Source organism: Streptomyces sp. NPDC051664 (genome assembly GCF_044453545.1).
Classification (GTDB): Bacteria; Actinomycetota; Actinomycetes; order Streptomycetales; family Streptomycetaceae; genus Streptomyces.
Window position 1 is genome coordinate 1 of sequence record NZ_JBITCU010000040.1, and the last position, 15,558, is coordinate 15,558.

Sequence of the window (15,558 nt, forward strand, 5' to 3'; positions counted from 1 at the left end):
GAAGCGAGACCAGGCCGGACACCGACTCCGCCGCGGTTCCGCCGGAGGCCGTCCACCCGGCTTCGACCGCGAAATGTACAAGCGCAGGCACAAAGTCGAGTGCCGGATCGGCCTTCTGAAGCAGGCAAGAGGCGTTGCGACCAGGTACGACAAGCTCGCCGTCCGCTACGAGTCGACCGTCCAACTCACCCTCATACGGCAGGCGCTGTGACCACATCTCAAACACGTCCTAGCGGTCCTCGCAACACTCATGATCATGGGAGTTGCGAGGACCGTGGGCGGTAAGAGGCTCGATCCGGAGTTGAAGAAGCTGTTCTTCGAACGGCTTCATGCCGTGGGAAGTGTCTCCCCCGTAGCGCGTGAGCTGGGGCTGAACCTGAACACGGCGTTCACGCTGGCCCGCAAGGCCGGCATGAACTACGGCCACCTGGGACACCCCGGGCGCGAGGAGTACTTGAAGCTGCGGGCCCGGGGCGTCTCCAGGCGGGAGGCCGCCGAGCGGGTCGGGGCGCACCCTCGCACGGCCTTGGACTGGGACCGGGGCATTCGGAAGTCCAGCAACTCGCGGATCTATCCCGACGGCCGGCGTGTGAACTACACGACGGGAACCGTCACGATGTCCGGTGTGATCACCACCGCACCGGCGAGGCCGGTGAGTCTCAAGTCCCTTGAGAAGAAGCTCCACCCCAGAAGCCAGTGTGGCAGGACCAGGCCACCGTTGCGCCCGATTCGCCGCACAAAGCGGAGCGGCGGCGAAGCGCGCCAGTCGGCGGCCGGACGTCGTCAGGGACGCGCTCGGGCGGGTGGCCGACGGAGGCAGTGGCCGGCCGACACTACGCCGGGGTCGGAGCTCGAAGGAGCGGACCGAGCAGCGAGGAGGCGACGGCAGCGCGAGCAGGCAGCGCCAGGCCGTCAGACAACAAAGCCTCTTCCTCCGACTAACGCGGAGAAAGAGGTGTCGGCGTAGGAAAAGGGCTTGCCCATGGGGGCTGACCAGGCAAAACGCTCAAGATCACAAAAGGGGGGTTCACACCTCCGGTAGTACCTCCGGTGCAACTTTGGGTCCCCCTGTGCAGACAACTGTGCAGACAACTGTGGGTGCAACCCTCATCCGGGGTGCGCCGCCGCAGGCTTGCCCAAAGGTCATGCGCCGTCCGAGCCGCCGAAGCGGCCGAGGAACTCGGCCAGGCGTCGGCGCTGGCGCCGCTCCTCGGCGAGCTGCCGGGTGAGCTGCGCGCGGTCGATGTATCGCTCCACGGCTTCGAGCACCAGGCGCTGGAGCTCGGCCGGTTCGAGGGCTTCGACCTCCCACTGGACGGGCCGACAGGCGTCGAAGCCGTACCGGCGGGCGAACGTCGGCCAGCGCGGGTCATCACGCTTTCCTTCGGCCGCGGGCAGTTCGTACGTCAAGACCTGCTCGCGGGTAAGCAGGACCCGCTCCACCGTCGACCAGCAGTTGGTGCGCGCCACCCAGTCGCGTTGAATGTGGCTCCTTGCATCAGGGGGCACCAACGTCCCTCACGGGTCACCGACCGTGATGAAGAGTCAGGGTGTCAGGCGAGGCGCACCGCTCAAGATCGAAGACCGGCCATAGCTGGGCCCTCGTCGTGCAAGGACGGGGCCCAGCCCGTGTCTTGATCCGGCCTCCCCTGGAGCCAAGCGCCAGTAGCGTGCGTCCCCCTGTGCAGAGATGCGAGGAGGAGCAAGTGCGACAGACGGGGACTCCGAGGCGGAACAGACTGCGCCCGGCGCGGCGCCGACCAACCCCGAGCCGGGTGGGCGCCCGCGAACGAGCCGGGGAGGCCGAGGCCATCAGTCAGCTGGGCGGGCTGAACCTCCTCACGCTGGGCGCAGTCGTGACGATCGTGGCCAGCCTGGGCAGCCTGGCGACAACAGGCATCGGCACCATCTGGAGTGCGCGCGTGGCGGCAGACCAATTGGCTCAGTCTCGCGAGCAAGACGATGCGCGGAAGCGCGCGCAAGCGTCACGAATTTCGATCTGGACGGAAGTGGACGACAGCGGGGAACGCCGTCTGCACCTCGCGAACCGGTCCGTGGATCCGGTCGCCCGGGTGGAGGTGTTCCTCTCGATCTACCCGCCTGGGGGGAGGACGTTGGACAGCGTCACCTTTCCGGTACTCATGGGAAGCCTCCCACCCTGCACGGATTCAGTGATCTCGGCCAAGACGCTGAGATGGGACCCTCAGGCATCCAAGGAGGAGGAATTCACCTGGCGGGAAGTTGATCCCTCGAAAGAGCGGTGGGGGGAACAGGTCAAGGGAGGCTGGGGATGGGTTACGGCCATGTCGTTCTCTGACAGGGACGGTCAGGAGTGGACGAGAAATAGGGGGGAACTGAAGAACGCCCCCGATTTCACTGCCTACTCGGCGGAATCCCTCCTCAGCGACGTGCTGCATGCTCCGGCGGAGGAGGGCAGAGGCCCTTTCGGGCGAGTCACGTCTCTTCCCGAAGTGCAGGCGCTCAAGTCCTGCGGAGACGACACCGCGAACTGACCCGCCGGGGAGGAGGGCCGACGGCTGCGGGGGCGTGCACTACCCACAGTCGCCGGCCCCCGGCTCTGCGACGCTACCGAACGGCTCCTGTAGCAGCCTCAATCCGCCGTGATCAGAAAGACCGGGCCTGACCTGCGAATTCAGGTACATGTACCCACCGGCCGTTGTTCCAGGTCAGCGGGTTGGGCAAGCCTCGGGCGGCGCGCGGTGGGCAAGCCTGAGACGTCGCGGGCAAGCGCTCGCGTCGGTTCGTAGTTGGCAACTCTGTCGGGCGGTGGGTGGCCGATCTGGACGATTCAGACGGACGCGGACATGGCGTCGGGGTGCCAGCACCTACCGCGCACTCGGCGGCACTTCTGGCCGTGGAGCCGCTGACCCTCCTCGCCAGGTCAAACGTCACTGGTCGCCGGAGCGGCGAAGTGCTGTCATGGGTAGAGAAGACGCGTTGACGAGCTGGCAGGGCCGCGGAGGCCGACGCGCCGCGCATCGTCCGCCCGGGCGGTCCGACCGCGCCCGCCCCGTCGCAAAACGGAGGAGGCCGACGCCATGCTGCACCGCCGCACGGTCGGTGACGTGATGACCGAGGAGGTCGTCACCCTCCGCCCCAACACACCGTTCCAGGAGGTCGTCGGCCTGCTGGATGTGAACGACATCGTCGCGGCCCCGGTCGTCGACGACGACGGCGCCCTCGTCGGCGTCGTGTCCGCGTCCGACGTGCTGCGGCACGAGACCGGCATGCCCGATCCGCAGGGGCAGGACGGGAACGACGAGGGCGCCTGGGGCAAGGCCCGGGCCCGAACCGCAGGCGCGCTCATGAGCAGCCCCACCTTCACCGCCCGATCCGACTGGACGATCCCCCGGGCCGCGCGGGAACTCCGCAGGCGGCACGTCAAGCAGCTGCCGGTCGTCGGTGACGACGGGCACCTCACCGGCATCATCAGCCGCAGCGACCTTCTCGACGTCTTCATCCGCTCCGACGTCGAGATCCGCGGCGAGGTGGAGCAGGACGTCCTGGGGGGCATCCTCGGCCTGGACGAGGATGCCGTCGCGGTCGAGGTCCGAGACGGGGTCATCACCCTGCGGGGTCACGTCCCGGAACCGGGTCTCGTGGCGGTGGTCGTGGGCCTCTGCCAGGGCGTCGACGGTGTCGACGCTGTGGACGCCCACCTTGCCGCCGGCCGGGTGGGATAGGTCGGGGCTACCCTGCGCGGCAACTGCCAACTAGGACGCTGATTGGTCAGTTCGATGCTCAGATTCCGGTCGCCCTCACCGCGCTGCGATCTCTCCGGCCCGGGGCAGGGGACAGCTGGTATCCGTTGCCCGTTCCGCGCGGCACGGACCCACCAGGCGCAAGATGGCCTCAGTCGTCGCTTCCGGCACCGCGATCGGGTGCGCTCATGTCGCCCGTCGCGGGGGTGCCGTCGGCGAGTCCGTAGCGCAGGTAGACGGTGCCCTTGGGGCTGGCTACCGGAGGGGCGAGGAGCCTCATGTTGGTGGGCACCGCGCCGTCGTCGAACACCTTCTTCCCGACGCCGAGCACGATCGGGTGCAGCCAGAGGTCGAGGCGGTCGAAGAGCTTCTCTCGCAGGAGGGTCTGCACGAGATTCAGGCTCCCGACGACCTTCACGTGCTCATGCCGGTCACGGATCTCACGCACCGCGTCGGCGAGTTCCGAGCCGAGCTGTGTGGACCCGGCCCACGAGAGGGCGGGCCTACCGCGGGATGCCACGTACTTCGGGACGCTGTTGAAGAGTGTGGCGATCTCGTTGTCCTCACCGCACTCCTGGTGAGGCCAGTAGGCGGCGAAGATGTCGTACGTCCGCCGGCCTAGCAGGAGGGCGTCCGTGCCTTCGTAAGCGGCACCGACCTGTGCCCCGGCGACTTCGTCCAGTAGGGGCGCCTGCCAGCCGCCGAACGGGAATCCCACCGGATCCTCGTCGGGGCCGCCGGGCGCCTGCCCGACGAGATCGAGGGTCGCAAACAGCTCGATGTGGATGAGGCCCATGGCTTACTCCCGATGAGTCGGTTGTCTCCGTCAAGAGATAGACCTACGGATGCCAGCGTGCTCATCGCCGCCACCGAACCCGGTTTCACCCCGTCGGGCGCATTCACCACGCTGGCCGCACCCCTCCGGGCCACCTACAGCGCTCACCGGGGCCAACCCGGGCCAACTTGAACGCTCAGGGGCCATCTACAGCGCTCAGTCGCACCGGCACGTGTCCCCCTCCGCTGTTGTTCCAGGTCAGGGGGTTGGGCAAGCCTCCGGAACAAGTGGGCAAGCCCGGTCGAAGGCGACACGAGGGCGCTGGAGCAACAAGACTCGCTTGTTCGATTTGTGTTCGAGTACTGTGGAGGCCTAGCCAGGCGGTTAGAGCGTATTTGGGGGTATATGACCGGAGGTCCCGATGGGTGGTGGTGTGCATCTGCATGTCGCCAGCGGCTACTCCGCCCGCTACGGCGCTTCCCACCCGCACGACCTGGTCGCCCGTGCCGCCGAGCGCGGCATCACCACGCTCGCGCTGACCGATCGCGACACCGTCACGGGCATCGTCCGCTTCGCGAAAGCCGCCATGGGGGCCGGCGTGCGGCCGGTTTTCGGCGTCGACGTCGCGGTCGCCCCGCACACCTTGGTCGGCCGCGCCGCCAGGGTGCGGACGCCGGTGCGCGGCGGCGCGCATGTTGCCGAGGCGCCGCTGAGAGTCACGCTCCTTGCCCAGGATCTTGCCGGGTGGGGGCGGCTGTGCCGGATCGTGTCGGCCGCCCACGCGACTGCTGCCGGCGGCCCGCCGATCGTGGCCTGGCCGGTGCTCCAGCAGTTCGCAGACCAGAGCCTCACGGTCCTGCTCGGCCCGGCATCGGAGCCGATCCGGGCCTTGTCGGCCGGGCGGCCGGACATCGCCGAGCAGCTGCTGGTGCCGTGGCGTGAGGTCGCCGGGCCGAACCTGCGCCTGGAGGTCCTCCACTGGGGGCTGGAAGGCATCGGCCCCGGATCGTTGCGGCTCGCCGCCCACACGCTCGGCCTGGCCGACCGGCTCTCCATCCCGGCGGTGCTGACGAACGCGGTGCGCTACGCCGACCCCGCTCAGCACCGGATCGCGGACGTCCTGGACGCGGCCCGGCTGCTGCGGCCGATCGACCGGCGGCGCCTGGACTGCGGTGAGCGGTGGCTGAACGGCCCGGCCGAGATGGCGGCTGCGGCAAGGCGGATCTGTGAGGCCGCCAGTGCAGGCCCCGGCCGCGCGGCGGAGCTGCTCGCCGAGACTGTTCGCACCGCTGAGCAGTGCGTGATCGATCCGGTCGCAGGCCTCGGGCTGGGTACCCCGCATTTCCCCGAGCCGACCGTGGTCGGCGCTGAGCCCGGTGCGGGTGGGGCGATGCGGCTGCTGAAGCAGCGGTGCGAGGCCGGGATGGTCGCCCGCGGTCTGGACCGTGACCGGCGGGCAGTCGAGCAGCTCGACTACGAGCTCGGCATCATCGGCCGGCTGGAGTTCGAGCCCTACTTCCTCGCCGTCGCCCAGGTCGTCGCCGACGTCCGCGACATGGGCATCAGGGTCGCCGCCCGCGGCTCCGGCGCCGGTTCGATGGTCAACCACTCCCTGTTTGTCGCCACCGCCAACCCGCTCGAACACCGCCTGCTCTTCGAGCGGTTCCTCTCCGAACGCCGCGCCTCGCTCCCGGACATCGACGTCGATGTGGAGTCCGCCCGTCGCCTGGAGGTATACGACCGGATCTTCGAGCGGTTCGGCTCGGAGCGGGTCGCCGTGACGGGGATGCCGGAGACCTGGCGGGCGCGTCACGCGCTTCGTGACACCGGTCTTGCCCTGGGTCTGCCGCCGCAGACGGTCGACCGGATCGCGAAGTCCTTCCCGCACATCCGGGCCTGCGACATCCGCGGAGCGCTCAAGGAGCTGCCCGAGCTGCGGCAGCTCGCCACCGAGGCAGAGTCGTACGGTCCGCTGTGGGAGCTCGCCGAAGGCCTCGATGCGCTGCCGCGTGGGATCGCGATGCACCCGTGCGGTGTGATCCTGTCGAACGCGACCTTGCTGGACCGGCTGCCGGTGCAGCCGACGCCGGGCGGGCAGTACCCGATGGTCCAGGCCGACAAGGAAGACGTCGAAGACCTCGGCCTGCTCAAGCTCGATGTCCTCGGGGTGCGGATGCAGTCGGCGATGGCGCACGCCGTCACCGAGATCCGCCGCACCACCGGTAGGCAGATCGACCTCGACAACCCCGACCACGTGCCGCTGGACGACCAGTTCGCCTTCGCCCTGATCCAGGACTCCGACACCGTGGGGATGTTCCAGCTCGAGTCACCCGGTCAGCAGGACCTGGTCGGTCGGCTCCAACCCCGCGACCCGCAGGACGTCATCGCCGACATCAGCCTGTTCCGGCCGGGTCCAGTGCAGGGCGGCATGCCCGCGCTCTACATCGCCGCCCGCCACGGCGCCGCCCCCGCCTACCCCCACCCCGACCTCGAACCCGTCCTCCGGGACACGTACGGGGTGACGATCTGGCACGAGCAGATCATCGACATCCTGGCCGTTATGACCGGCTGCGACCGCGCCCTGGCCGAGGTCGCCCGACGCGCCCTCGCCGACGAGCAGCGCCTCCCCAAGCTCGAAGCATGGTTCCGGGAGAAGGCCGGCGCCCGCGCCTACAGCACGAAGGTCCTGGACGAGGTGTGGGAGATCGTCGCCTCGTTCGGCGCGTACGGGTTCTGCCGTGCACACGCCGTCGCCTTCGCCGTCCCCGCCCTCCAATCAGCCTGGCTCAAGGCCCATCACCCTGCAGCCCTCTACGCCGGCCTACTGGAGCACGACCCTGGCATGTGGCCGCTACGTGTGATCGTCGCCGACGCCCGCCGCCACAACGTGCCCGTGCTGCCCGTCGACGTGAACAAATCCGCGCCGACGCACCAAGTCGAGCAGACCGACACAGGTTTCGGCGTCCGGCTCTCGCTGTCCTCGGTCAAGGGCATCAGCGAGGACCAGGTCGCCCGGATCGCTGCCGGCCAGCCCTACAACTCCCTGCAGGACTTCTGGCAGCGGGCCCACCCGGCGCTGCCGATCGCCGAACGCCTCATCCAGATCGGCGCGCTCGACCAGATCAAGGGCGACCAGACGCGCCGCGACCTGCTGCTCCAAGCCGCCGAACTCCACCGCCACACCCGTACCCGTCCCGGCGCCGGACAGCTCCCGATCGACGACACCCTCATCACCGCCGGACCATCCGGGCTCCGGGAGATGAACAGCCGCGAGGCCCTCGACGCCGAACTCAACGTGCTCAAGATCGACGTCTCCCAGCACCTGATGGAGCACCACCACCGACTGCTGCGGGAGATAGGCGCTACCGATGCCAAGCACCTCAAGGCGATGCACCCCGGGCAGCAGGTCCTGGTCGCGGGGGTGCGCGCTTCCACTCAGACGCCGCCCATCCCGTCCGGGAAGCGCGTCATCTTCGTCACCCTCGAGGACGGCTTCGGACTGGTCGACATCGCGTTTTTCGAGGACTCCCACGAGGCGTGCGCGCACACCATTTTCCACAACGGACTGCTGCTCATCCGCGGCACCGTCGAGGCCCGAGGCCCCCGGCGCACTGTGGTCGGGCAGATGGTCTGGGACCTCGAAGCGCTCGCCGCGGCCCGCCGCGACCACGGACCCCAGGCCGTCCTCGACCTCCTCGGCCGCCGCGAACCCGCACCCACCCCCGCCCAGCCGGCCGACGCACCGGCCCGGACGCTCACTAACGGTACTGCCGGGGCCAGGCTCCATCCGTACGCCGACCTCCAGCCCGCCGGCACCCGCTCCGCCGACCTCACCCGACTCGGCCACACCAGCCCCGGCAGCGCCGGATGACCCACAGCCCGCGCACCGTGATGCGCATCTACTTCCACCTCCAGGACGACGAGCTGTACGAACGGCTGTTGGCCGTCCTCGAAGGGATCACCCCGCGTGTGCAGCCGCACCCGGCCGACTGGTCTGCCGACGTCGACCTCACCGGCGCTCTGCGGTACTGGAGCCAGGATGCCGAAGGCCTCGCCGCACTCATCCGGCTCCGTACGCTCGCGCTGTACGGGATCCAGTCAAGCGCAGGGGTCGGGCCGTCGCGGATGGTCGCGGCGATGGCTGCCGCCGTCACCCCACCCGGCTCGACCACCGTCGTCGGCAACTCCTCGTACGACATCGCCGCCTTCCTGCGCCCCCAACGTGCCTCCGCGCTCTCCGGCGTGGGGCCGGCCACGGCGCGCACGCTGGCCCGCTATGGGATCCACACCGTCGGGAACATCGCTGATACCCAGCTCGCCACTCTCCAGCGGATCCTTGGTATCGCCGCCGGCCGCCAGGCGTACGACCGAGCTCACGGCACCGACGACCGCCCCGTCATCCCTGCTGCCGCCCCCAAGTCGATCACCGGCACCCGCCGATTTGATCGCGACGAACTCGACCCCCACCAGCATCACCGGACCGTCCTCAGCCTCGCCGAGCAGCTCGGCGCCCAGCTCAGGGACCAGCGCGCGGTATGCCAGGCCCTCACGCTGGCCGTCACCTACGCCGACCGCACCAACACCACCCGCACCCGGACGCTCGCCGAACCCACCGCCCACACTCCAGCCCTCGCCGACACAGGACGCGACCTCCTCGCGAGCCTCGGACTCCAACGCGCCCGCGTCCGCGCCTTCTCGCTCCGCGCCGAACGACTGACCCCGGCCGAACAGGCCACCCACCAGCTCACCCTCGACACCCGGGACGCCAAAGCCCGCGACCTCGAAACCGCCCTCGACCGAGCCCGCGCCCGGTACGGACACAGCATCGCCGGCAGCGCAGCCGCCTACCGAGCGGAGTAACGCAAGCGCCTCGGCACAGCGAAAAGATCAAACTCAGTCGCTGGAAACCTGGGGACGCTTGGAGCCCTTGCGGCCGTCGGCGAGCTCCTCAAGGAGCTCTGCCGGCTGTGGCCGAATGCTGCTGCCGAGGTAGCGGATGCCTTCGCCTTCTGGCGCGCTGCCGGTGTCCTTTCCGATCGGGTGGCGCCGACTGGTCGCCGTGCGCCATCCGTAGCGCTCATCCCACACCAGCGCCGGCCAAGTCTGGCCAGCAGCGAGCGGAAGCGCGGCCGCCAGGTGCCCGCCGCCGAGCCGGCGCACCTCGATCTGGATCGGCTCGGCGACGCCGGCCTTGGCCAGGGCGTCGGCGACCTGCTGCAGGTACGGGCGTGCCTGGCGGGCCTGCAGCTCGGCCTCGGCGATCGCCACGGCTCCACGGTGGGTGGCGGTCGGGTACCCGAGGCGCTCGGCGCCCTCGAGCGCGGTGAGGCCGGGGGCGGTCTCGATCAGGTCGGCGATCCGCCGACCGCGCAGCTGCGCGAGGCCAGCCTGGGCAGTGGGAAACTTCGCGACGCCCAGAGTGTCGGCGACTTCGGTGAGCGTGATCGCCGGGTTGTCGTCGAGAAGTTCGGCGATCCGGGGCAGGATCTCCTCGCGCGGGATCATGTCGCCACTGCCGACGCGGCGGCCGCCGCCGGCACCGCGGCCGGGCCGGGATGCCTTGAACTCACGGACGACGCGGCGCGGCCAGTGCTCGGTGCCGCCGTCGCCGGCCGGGACCAGGACGACGTGCTTGACCAGCTTCGGGTCGCTCTTGTACTTGTTCCAGCTGGCCGCGGACACACCGAGCTCGGCGGCGGCCTCGTGGCGGTCCAGCAGGTCCTCGTCGGCGTCGGCCTCCGGGAGGGTCGGGACGGGCTTGCCGGCGTGGAAGGCGGCGGTCTGCTCGCTGTCCCACAGCAGGGCCCGGGAGGTGGGCGAGCTGATCGGGGCGGGGTGCCCCTTCTGGGTGTGGGGCTTCTTGTTGCGGAAGGTGCCGAGCGGCATCCCGAGCTGGGCGGCCAGATCGGCCATGGTCTGTGCGTACTTGAGGCGTCCGGCGCGGATCATCGTCTTGTCTCTCCATCACGGGGCGGGCGGGGCGCCGGTGTCAGCGCCCCGCCCGGAGTGGGCGATTCAGGTGGTTGAGGGGTCCGGCAGGCAGTTCGGCAGGCACGGCTCGCCGGGATCTGCCCCGCTTCCCTCACAGTCGAGGGCGGCAGCGCCGATGAGCGGCTGAAGGTAGGCGAGGGCGCCGGCGGCGTGGGTGTGCGGGACCAGGTCGGTGGCGGTGATGACGTACAGGGTGTGCGAGGCGCGGCCGGTGGCGCGTACGCGGATACCGGCGATGTCCCCCGGGCCGGCGACGAGGTTCGGCAGGTCGAGACCGTCGCGGTGCCACTCCACGGTGACGTCGGCGCCGGCCAGGTCGTGGGCCAGCTCGGCGAGTTCGGCGGCCGCGGCCGCGGCGGTGGCCGGCCAGGCAAGGTGCGCGCCGTCGAAGCCGGCCCGGTCGGCGGCGTCAACGACGGTGGGGGCCTCGAGCTCTCGAAGCTGGTGGTCGGCATCTCGCCGGGTGAGGTAGTCGGGCACGGGACTGCTCCTTGCGTGAGGCGTGTTCGGTGCCAGCCCACAGCCACAACCCGCCAGCAAGAAAACAATACCGCCCTTACGTCACCATCGGCAAGTGAGCGCGCACCGGACGTCGCGACGTGCGGATACACTCGATGCCGAGACAGGCCTCTCGGGTTCTCCCGCGGAGTGTGTGTTTTCGGTTGGCCGGCGCCCTTGCCACCCGCCTCGGCGGAAGTGGGCGTCGGCCTTTTAGCTGCCCGCACACCCCCGTTTCGGGGCGGCACCGGCCTACGGTCGCCAGGTGCACAGCAGTGCAGTTCGGCGATGCGGTCGGCGGTATGGCGGGGGGTCGTGCAGCTCGCAGGCCAGGCCAGTGAGCCGCTTGCGCCGCTCCTCTGCGGCAGCGAGGGCTGCTCACGCGATCGCGCGGCGAAGTAAAGGCCTTATGCAGACGGACATCGCCCCGCCCCCGAACTTCCGGGTGGCGGGGCGATGTTGCGCGGCAACGTGTTCTGTTCTACAGGTCCAGCACGGCGCGGAGGGCCTGGCTGACCCGCTCCATCGCCGCCGCGTCGACGGTGCCCACCAGTTTGGCGCCGTCGAAGCGCGTAACCCTCAGTTGCTGGACGTTGACCGCGACCGCAGTACACGGCAACGGTTCTTCGAGCACCACGGACATAGCCGTGTCCGGGAAGCGTCCGGAAGGGTGCAGCACGATCGCAAGCACCGCACCATAGGCCTGCTCCAGGCCGTCGAGTGACACGACGAGTACGTTGCGCCCATCGCCGAGCGCCCAGACCTCCCCACGTTTCACCGGATACCTCCGAGGATGTCCTGTCGTTCACGGCGGGGTGGGATCGGACTCCTTCGGAGCAGGGATGAGGTAGCCGAATCGCCTTCAAGTCGATTCGGCGTCCACCCCGAACGGTGGCGAGGCAGCCCGTAATGATCAAGAGCGCTCAACTGTCATAGCTCCTAGATAGGTTGAGGTCATGACGACGCAGGCGCAGGCGGGTGAGGATGCCGGGTGCGCCGCCCGGTGGGCCTTCCGTCTGCGTGCGTCGTCCACCGCGTCAGCCGCGCTGATGGCGGAGTGGGACCGGTGCCGGTGGGTGTGGAACGAGTGCTGTGCCAAGTCGAAGCAGACCCACGTGTGGAACAAGAACCGGCCTGAAAACGTTGGCAAGCGCACATGCGGTCCGGCGCAGCTCGACAAGATGCTGACCGGCGCCCGCAAGGCAAACGGTTGGCTGCGCCAGGGCAGCTCGGTCCCGCAGCAGCAGCTCATCCGCGACTTCGGGAAGTCCCGCGCGAAGGCGCAGAAGGACATCAAGGACCGGCTGCCGATGCGGCGGCGTGCCGGGATGCCGAAGTGGAAGAAGAAGCGCGAGGCGTGCCCGTCGCTGAACTACACCCGGCGCGGCTTTGGTCTCAGGGACGGAAAGCTGCACCTGGCCGGGAGCATCACCTTCACCGTGGTGTGGTCGCGGGACCTGCCCGCGGACCCGTCCAGCGTCCGCGTGTACCAGGACAGCATCGGACACTGGTACTGCTCCTTCGTCGTCCCCGCCCAGGTCCAGCCGCTCCCGCAGACGGGGGCGGTTGTCGGCGTCGACTGGGGTGTGCGGGAGACGGCGACCACCACCAGCGACGCCCACGACCTGCCCCACCCCCAGCACGGCAAGAACGCCGCGCAGCGCCTGACCCGCTACCAGCGGATGATGGCCCGGCGTAGGCCTGCGAGGGGAAAGGCCGGATCGAAGGGCTACCAGGAGGCGAGGCGACGGACGGCGAAGCTGCACCAGAAGGTTGCCCGTCGGCGTCAGGACACCGGCCGCAAATGGGCCAAGCAGGTGGTCCGCGACCACGATGCCATCGCCGTTGAAGACTTCCGTGCGAAGTTCCTCGCCAGGTCCACGATGGCCCGCAAGGCTGCCGATGCCGCGATCAGTGCGACGAAGGCGGCCCTTGTCGAGATGGGCCGCAAGCACGGGCGGGACGTCCGCCTCGTGCATCCCGCGATGGACTGCGCCACGTGCGGAGCGAGAACCAAGCACGCACTACCTCTCTCCGAACGAACCTATGCCTGCACCGCGTGCGGAGCTGTGTCCCCCAGGGACAAGAACTCCGCCCGCGTGATGCTGTTCCGGGCTGGTCTCAACCCGGCTAGCGCTGATCGCGTAAGACCAGACGGGGCGCTGCCCCGCCTGGCAGCGTGAGGTAGAAATCCCCGATCAGCCCTGGAAGGTGAGGAATCCCCTCCCCTCAGGGAGGGGAGGTTTCAAAGAGTGTCGCCCTCGCCGCACAGGTCGTCGCCGAGCCCGAGCTGAGCGAGATGCTGGGCGGCGTCGAGCACGGCCTGGCGGCGTGCGGCGCGCACGATGTATGCGTTGAGAGACAGGCCCGCGGCGTTCGCGCCAGCGCGAATCGACGGGTCGATGTCATCGGGAATGCGGAGCGTCATCACAGCCATGCCACCACTCTAGCAACCGGATGACGGTTGCATCAGATGGTGGCATGTTGCGTGTAACAAGCGAAACAGCCGGATGCAGGTTGGGCGCTCGAGGAACGCCAGCAAGACCAGGGACGAAGTACGGACCAGCAGAGAGGCCGACGCACCTCGCGCACCCGTGCGGGGTGGAGTGGGCGGTTCCAGCTCCCGAACCTACTCGGCGGCCTGCAATCACCTGCGCGACCCTGACCCCGCTGAGGACGGGTGGCGGCCCGTCTCGTCCGTCCCCTCTTCATCAGTGCTGGTCAGCGACCTGGAGTGGGTACGCGAAACCATCGTCAGCGACCGTTTCCCGTACCTTCTCGGCGCGCTGGCCGTGTCCCAGCGCAAAACCGGGGCCGCAGACCGGGCACCGCACAACATGCTCGCCCTCCATGCCCCAAACGAAAGCGATGCCGATGCCGTAGCCGCTCGCGTGGTGGCAGGCCCGGAGCCGGCTTACCTGGCGGCTGTCAGGTTTCGCTTGGCTGTGGAGACGACGTGGTGGCGGGTCACCCGAGCGCACTCGTGCCAGAACGGTTTGGCGGTCAGGTATGCGCCGAGTACGGAGAGGATGCCGAGGGAGATATCCACGCTGAGGCGTCCTTGCTTGGCCCAGTAGACGTCTTGCAGATCGAGGAGCAGGGCGAATTCATCGGCGATGAGGGCGATTCCTGCCCCGTAGGCGGCGGCGACGGCGGGGTGGCCGACGGCGCGTTCGTCGCCGCGTACCGCGATGATGCCGATGCCAGCGAGGGTGCCGATGCCGAAGTTGTAGTGGTGCAGGTGCTGGCCGCCGGCGGAAATGTTCCCGCAGGGCAGCCATCCGCCGCGGATGCCGTGGGTAATGGTCCGCACGGTTCCCCAGGTGATGCCAAAGGCGATCCACGTCACGATCAGTGATCTTTTCGTTGGGGTGAGGTGCTGGCTTGCCGATACGCGCCAGCGTGCGATAAGTCGTGGCCGGGGCTGGGAGGCGTTAGCAGCCATCGGGCTGACCTCCAGGGTTCGGCGCTACGAGGTCCGCCTTCTGCTGCGCGGCCTCGGCGACGGCGTTCATGCAGCTGCGACAGTAGTCCTCGCGGTCGCACAAGCCGTTTGGTGCGGACGCCGTTTTGCCGCCGAAGATCCGAGCGCACAGGGCGTCGTTGTCGTCGACGACATGCCACAGGAGCCCGGTGCCGGTCTCCGTCGCTACGTGTTCGGCGCGCATGTTGCGCATCGGCCACCTCCCACTCGAACGCCGTTGGGATCCAGCTCAATGAGAAGCCCCCGTCATCCATGGTGGCGACCGAAACGCCCCCAATCGGGTGAACTGCGAGGTCGAGGAGGTCAGGGCCTCCTACTGCACGGTGATTTCACCCCAGCGGTCACTTTCTCGTCACCCTCACGGGATGTGCGCTGCGTCCCGTGCCGGTGTCCTCCAACGGGTCGGTGGTAGGCGGTGGTGCGCTGGCCGGGTGGCCTGTGCCCGATCCGAGGCGGGTTCGGGCAAGGGGCAGGGGGCCCGGACGGGCGGACTAGAGGCCGCGGACGTCGGCGAGGCCGGCGGCCTGGTCGACCATGCGGATCGGGGTGCGCCCGCTGTCGAAGGCGTCGTTGAAGCCGGGCACGGAATCGACACCGTCGAACTTGCGGCGGATCGCATCCATGACCACGGAGACGGCACTGCTTACCAGGCCCGCGTCACCGCGGGCTTCGGCCCGGATGGCGCCGAACATGCAGCGGGCGCCTTCCACGTCGACCAAGGCGCCGCTGCACCAGCCGCCGGTGACCAGGCGGTGGTGGGCGCGCTGCAGGAGGGCCGCGACCGGCGTCAGGTACAGGTCCGGCAGCGGAATGGGGCCGGTGATGACGTCGGCCAGGTCGAGGGGCTCGGTGGGGATGTGGGCGGTGTTGACCTCGTAGGCGACCTTGGCTTCGTCCAGCCGTACGGTCATCGCCGCGTCGATGAGGGCGAGGCGGTCTTCGAAGGACAGTTCCGTCGGCGGGGTGGTGGTCAGGGTGGGGTGGTCTATAGCGAGGGAAGGCGTGGTGTGAGGCATCAGGACTCCAGGTGGGGACGCCGAAGGGCGCCGCCGGGATCGTTCTCGGCGGCGCCCTTCGGCGTCGTGCAG

At 69.3% G+C, this 15,558-nt stretch carries 15 protein-coding genes and 1 pseudogene; 7 read left to right on the top strand and 9 right to left on the bottom strand.

The features are described 5' to 3' along the window. Nucleotides 1-211, top strand: a pseudogene (locus ACIA8E_RS36905) (IS5/IS1182 family transposase); the annotation flags it as partial. 45 nt (nt 212-256) lie between these two features. Further along, entirely contained in the window at nt 257-967 is a 711-nt protein-coding gene (locus ACIA8E_RS36910) for a hypothetical protein (RefSeq protein ID WP_399305169.1), read from the top strand. Between the two features lie 176 nt (nt 968-1,143). Here ACIA8E_RS36910 and ACIA8E_RS36915 read toward each other — a convergent pair whose 3' ends face one another. Then, the gene (locus tag ACIA8E_RS36915; RefSeq protein WP_399305171.1) at nt 1,144-1,470 is read right to left on the bottom strand and encodes a hypothetical protein; all 327 of its coding nucleotides are present in this window, start codon (nt 1,468-1,470) and stop codon (nt 1,144-1,146) included. Between the two features lie 305 nt (nt 1,471-1,775). Between ACIA8E_RS36915 and ACIA8E_RS36920 the strand changes: the two genes are divergently transcribed. Together ACIA8E_RS36920 and ACIA8E_RS36925 are read left to right on the top strand one after the other, a co-directional pair. Continuing rightward, the gene (locus ACIA8E_RS36920) at nt 1,776-2,513 is read left to right on the top strand and encodes a hypothetical protein (protein WP_399305174.1); all 738 of its coding nucleotides are present in this window, start codon (nt 1,776-1,778) and stop codon (nt 2,511-2,513) included. A gap of 546 nt (nt 2,514-3,059) precedes the next feature. Further along, nucleotides 3,060-3,704, top strand: coding sequence for a CBS domain-containing protein (locus ACIA8E_RS36925; RefSeq protein WP_399305177.1), 645 nt, complete (start codon nt 3,060-3,062; stop codon nt 3,702-3,704). A gap of 169 nt (nt 3,705-3,873) precedes the next feature. On the opposite strand, the gene ACIA8E_RS36930 is transcribed toward ACIA8E_RS36925, so the two are convergent. Beyond that, a complete protein-coding gene (locus ACIA8E_RS36930; RefSeq protein WP_399305180.1) occupies nt 3,874-4,518 on the bottom strand; it encodes a dihydrofolate reductase family protein in 645 nt (214 codons plus the stop codon). A gap of 400 nt (nt 4,519-4,918) precedes the next feature. On the opposite strand from ACIA8E_RS36930, the gene ACIA8E_RS36935 reads away from it, so the two are divergent. Together ACIA8E_RS36935 and ACIA8E_RS36940 are read left to right on the top strand one after the other, a co-directional pair. Beyond that, nucleotides 4,919-8,368, top strand: coding sequence for a DNA polymerase III subunit alpha (locus tag ACIA8E_RS36935; RefSeq protein WP_399305182.1), 3,450 nt, complete (start codon nt 4,919-4,921; stop codon nt 8,366-8,368). Beyond that, nucleotides 8,365-9,357 (top strand): DNA polymerase thumb domain-containing protein, encoded by a 993-nt coding sequence (locus ACIA8E_RS36940; RefSeq protein WP_399305185.1) that lies wholly within the window; start codon nt 8,365-8,367, stop codon nt 9,355-9,357. Before ACIA8E_RS36935 ends, ACIA8E_RS36940 begins: the two co-directional genes overlap by 4 nt. Before the next feature lie 33 nt (nt 9,358-9,390). Here the strand turns inward: ACIA8E_RS36940 and ACIA8E_RS36945 are convergent, their stop codons facing one another. From ACIA8E_RS36945 to ACIA8E_RS36955, 3 genes are all read right to left on the bottom strand, one after another. Further along, on the bottom strand, nt 9,391-10,446 hold the full coding sequence (locus tag ACIA8E_RS36945) for a DUF6292 family protein (protein ID WP_399305188.1): 1,056 nt from the start codon (nt 10,444-10,446) through the stop codon (nt 9,391-9,393). A gap of 66 nt (nt 10,447-10,512) precedes the next feature. Next, nucleotides 10,513-10,968, bottom strand: coding sequence for a hypothetical protein (locus ACIA8E_RS36950; protein ID WP_399305191.1), 456 nt, complete (start codon nt 10,966-10,968; stop codon nt 10,513-10,515). A gap of 499 nt (nt 10,969-11,467) precedes the next feature. Next, a complete protein-coding gene (locus ACIA8E_RS36955) occupies nt 11,468-11,764 on the bottom strand; it encodes a hypothetical protein (protein WP_399305194.1) in 297 nt (98 codons plus the stop codon). 178 nt (nt 11,765-11,942) lie between these two features. Between ACIA8E_RS36955 and ACIA8E_RS36960 the strand changes: the two genes are divergently transcribed. Beyond that, nucleotides 11,943-13,169 (top strand): RNA-guided endonuclease InsQ/TnpB family protein, encoded by a 1,227-nt coding sequence (locus ACIA8E_RS36960; RefSeq protein WP_399305197.1) that lies wholly within the window; start codon nt 11,943-11,945, stop codon nt 13,167-13,169. A gap of 62 nt (nt 13,170-13,231) precedes the next feature. Here the strand turns inward: ACIA8E_RS36960 and ACIA8E_RS36965 are convergent, their stop codons facing one another. The 4 genes from ACIA8E_RS36965 to ACIA8E_RS36980 form a co-directional block, all read right to left on the bottom strand. Continuing rightward, on the bottom strand, nt 13,232-13,423 hold the full coding sequence (locus ACIA8E_RS36965; protein WP_399305200.1) for a toxin-antitoxin system HicB family antitoxin: 192 nt from the start codon (nt 13,421-13,423) through the stop codon (nt 13,232-13,234). Between the two features lie 477 nt (nt 13,424-13,900). Then, the gene (locus ACIA8E_RS36970; RefSeq protein WP_399305203.1) at nt 13,901-14,335 is read right to left on the bottom strand and encodes a hypothetical protein; all 435 of its coding nucleotides are present in this window, start codon (nt 14,333-14,335) and stop codon (nt 13,901-13,903) included. Nucleotides 14,336-14,420: 85 nt separating this feature from the next. Beyond that, nucleotides 14,421-14,663 (bottom strand): hypothetical protein, encoded by a 243-nt coding sequence (locus ACIA8E_RS36975; RefSeq protein WP_399305207.1) that lies wholly within the window; start codon nt 14,661-14,663, stop codon nt 14,421-14,423. A gap of 298 nt (nt 14,664-14,961) precedes the next feature. Further along, complete coding sequence (locus tag ACIA8E_RS36980; protein ID WP_399305210.1) at nt 14,962-15,486, bottom strand: hypothetical protein; 525 nt, start codon at nt 15,484-15,486, stop codon at nt 14,962-14,964. Nucleotides 15,487-15,558 lie beyond the last annotated feature (72 nt).

Coding starts and splice junctions, on each gene's coding strand:
- ACIA8E_RS36910 (WP_399305169.1), top strand. CDS start 257: ATGGGAGTTGCGAGGACCGTGGGCGGTAAGAGGCTCGATCCGGAGTTG.
- ACIA8E_RS36925 (WP_399305177.1), top strand. CDS start 3,060: ATGCTGCACCGCCGCACGGTCGGTGACGTGATGACCGAGGAGGTCGTC.
- ACIA8E_RS36930 (WP_399305180.1), bottom strand. CDS start 4,518: ATGGGCCTCATCCACATCGAGCTGTTTGCGACCCTCGATCTCGTCGGG.
- ACIA8E_RS36935 (WP_399305182.1), top strand. CDS start 4,919: ATGGGTGGTGGTGTGCATCTGCATGTCGCCAGCGGCTACTCCGCCCGC.
- ACIA8E_RS36940 (WP_399305185.1), top strand. CDS start 8,365: ATGACCCACAGCCCGCGCACCGTGATGCGCATCTACTTCCACCTCCAG.
- ACIA8E_RS36945 (WP_399305188.1), bottom strand. CDS start 10,446: ATGATCCGCGCCGGACGCCTCAAGTACGCACAGACCATGGCCGATCTG.
- ACIA8E_RS36960 (WP_399305197.1), top strand. CDS start 11,943: ATGACGACGCAGGCGCAGGCGGGTGAGGATGCCGGGTGCGCCGCCCGG.
- ACIA8E_RS36965 (WP_399305200.1), bottom strand. CDS start 13,423: ATGGCTGTGATGACGCTCCGCATTCCCGATGACATCGACCCGTCGATT.
- ACIA8E_RS36975 (WP_399305207.1), bottom strand. CDS start 14,663: ATGCGCAACATGCGCGCCGAACACGTAGCGACGGAGACCGGCACCGGG.
- ACIA8E_RS36980 (WP_399305210.1), bottom strand. CDS start 15,486: ATGCCTCACACCACGCCTTCCCTCGCTATAGACCACCCCACCCTGACC.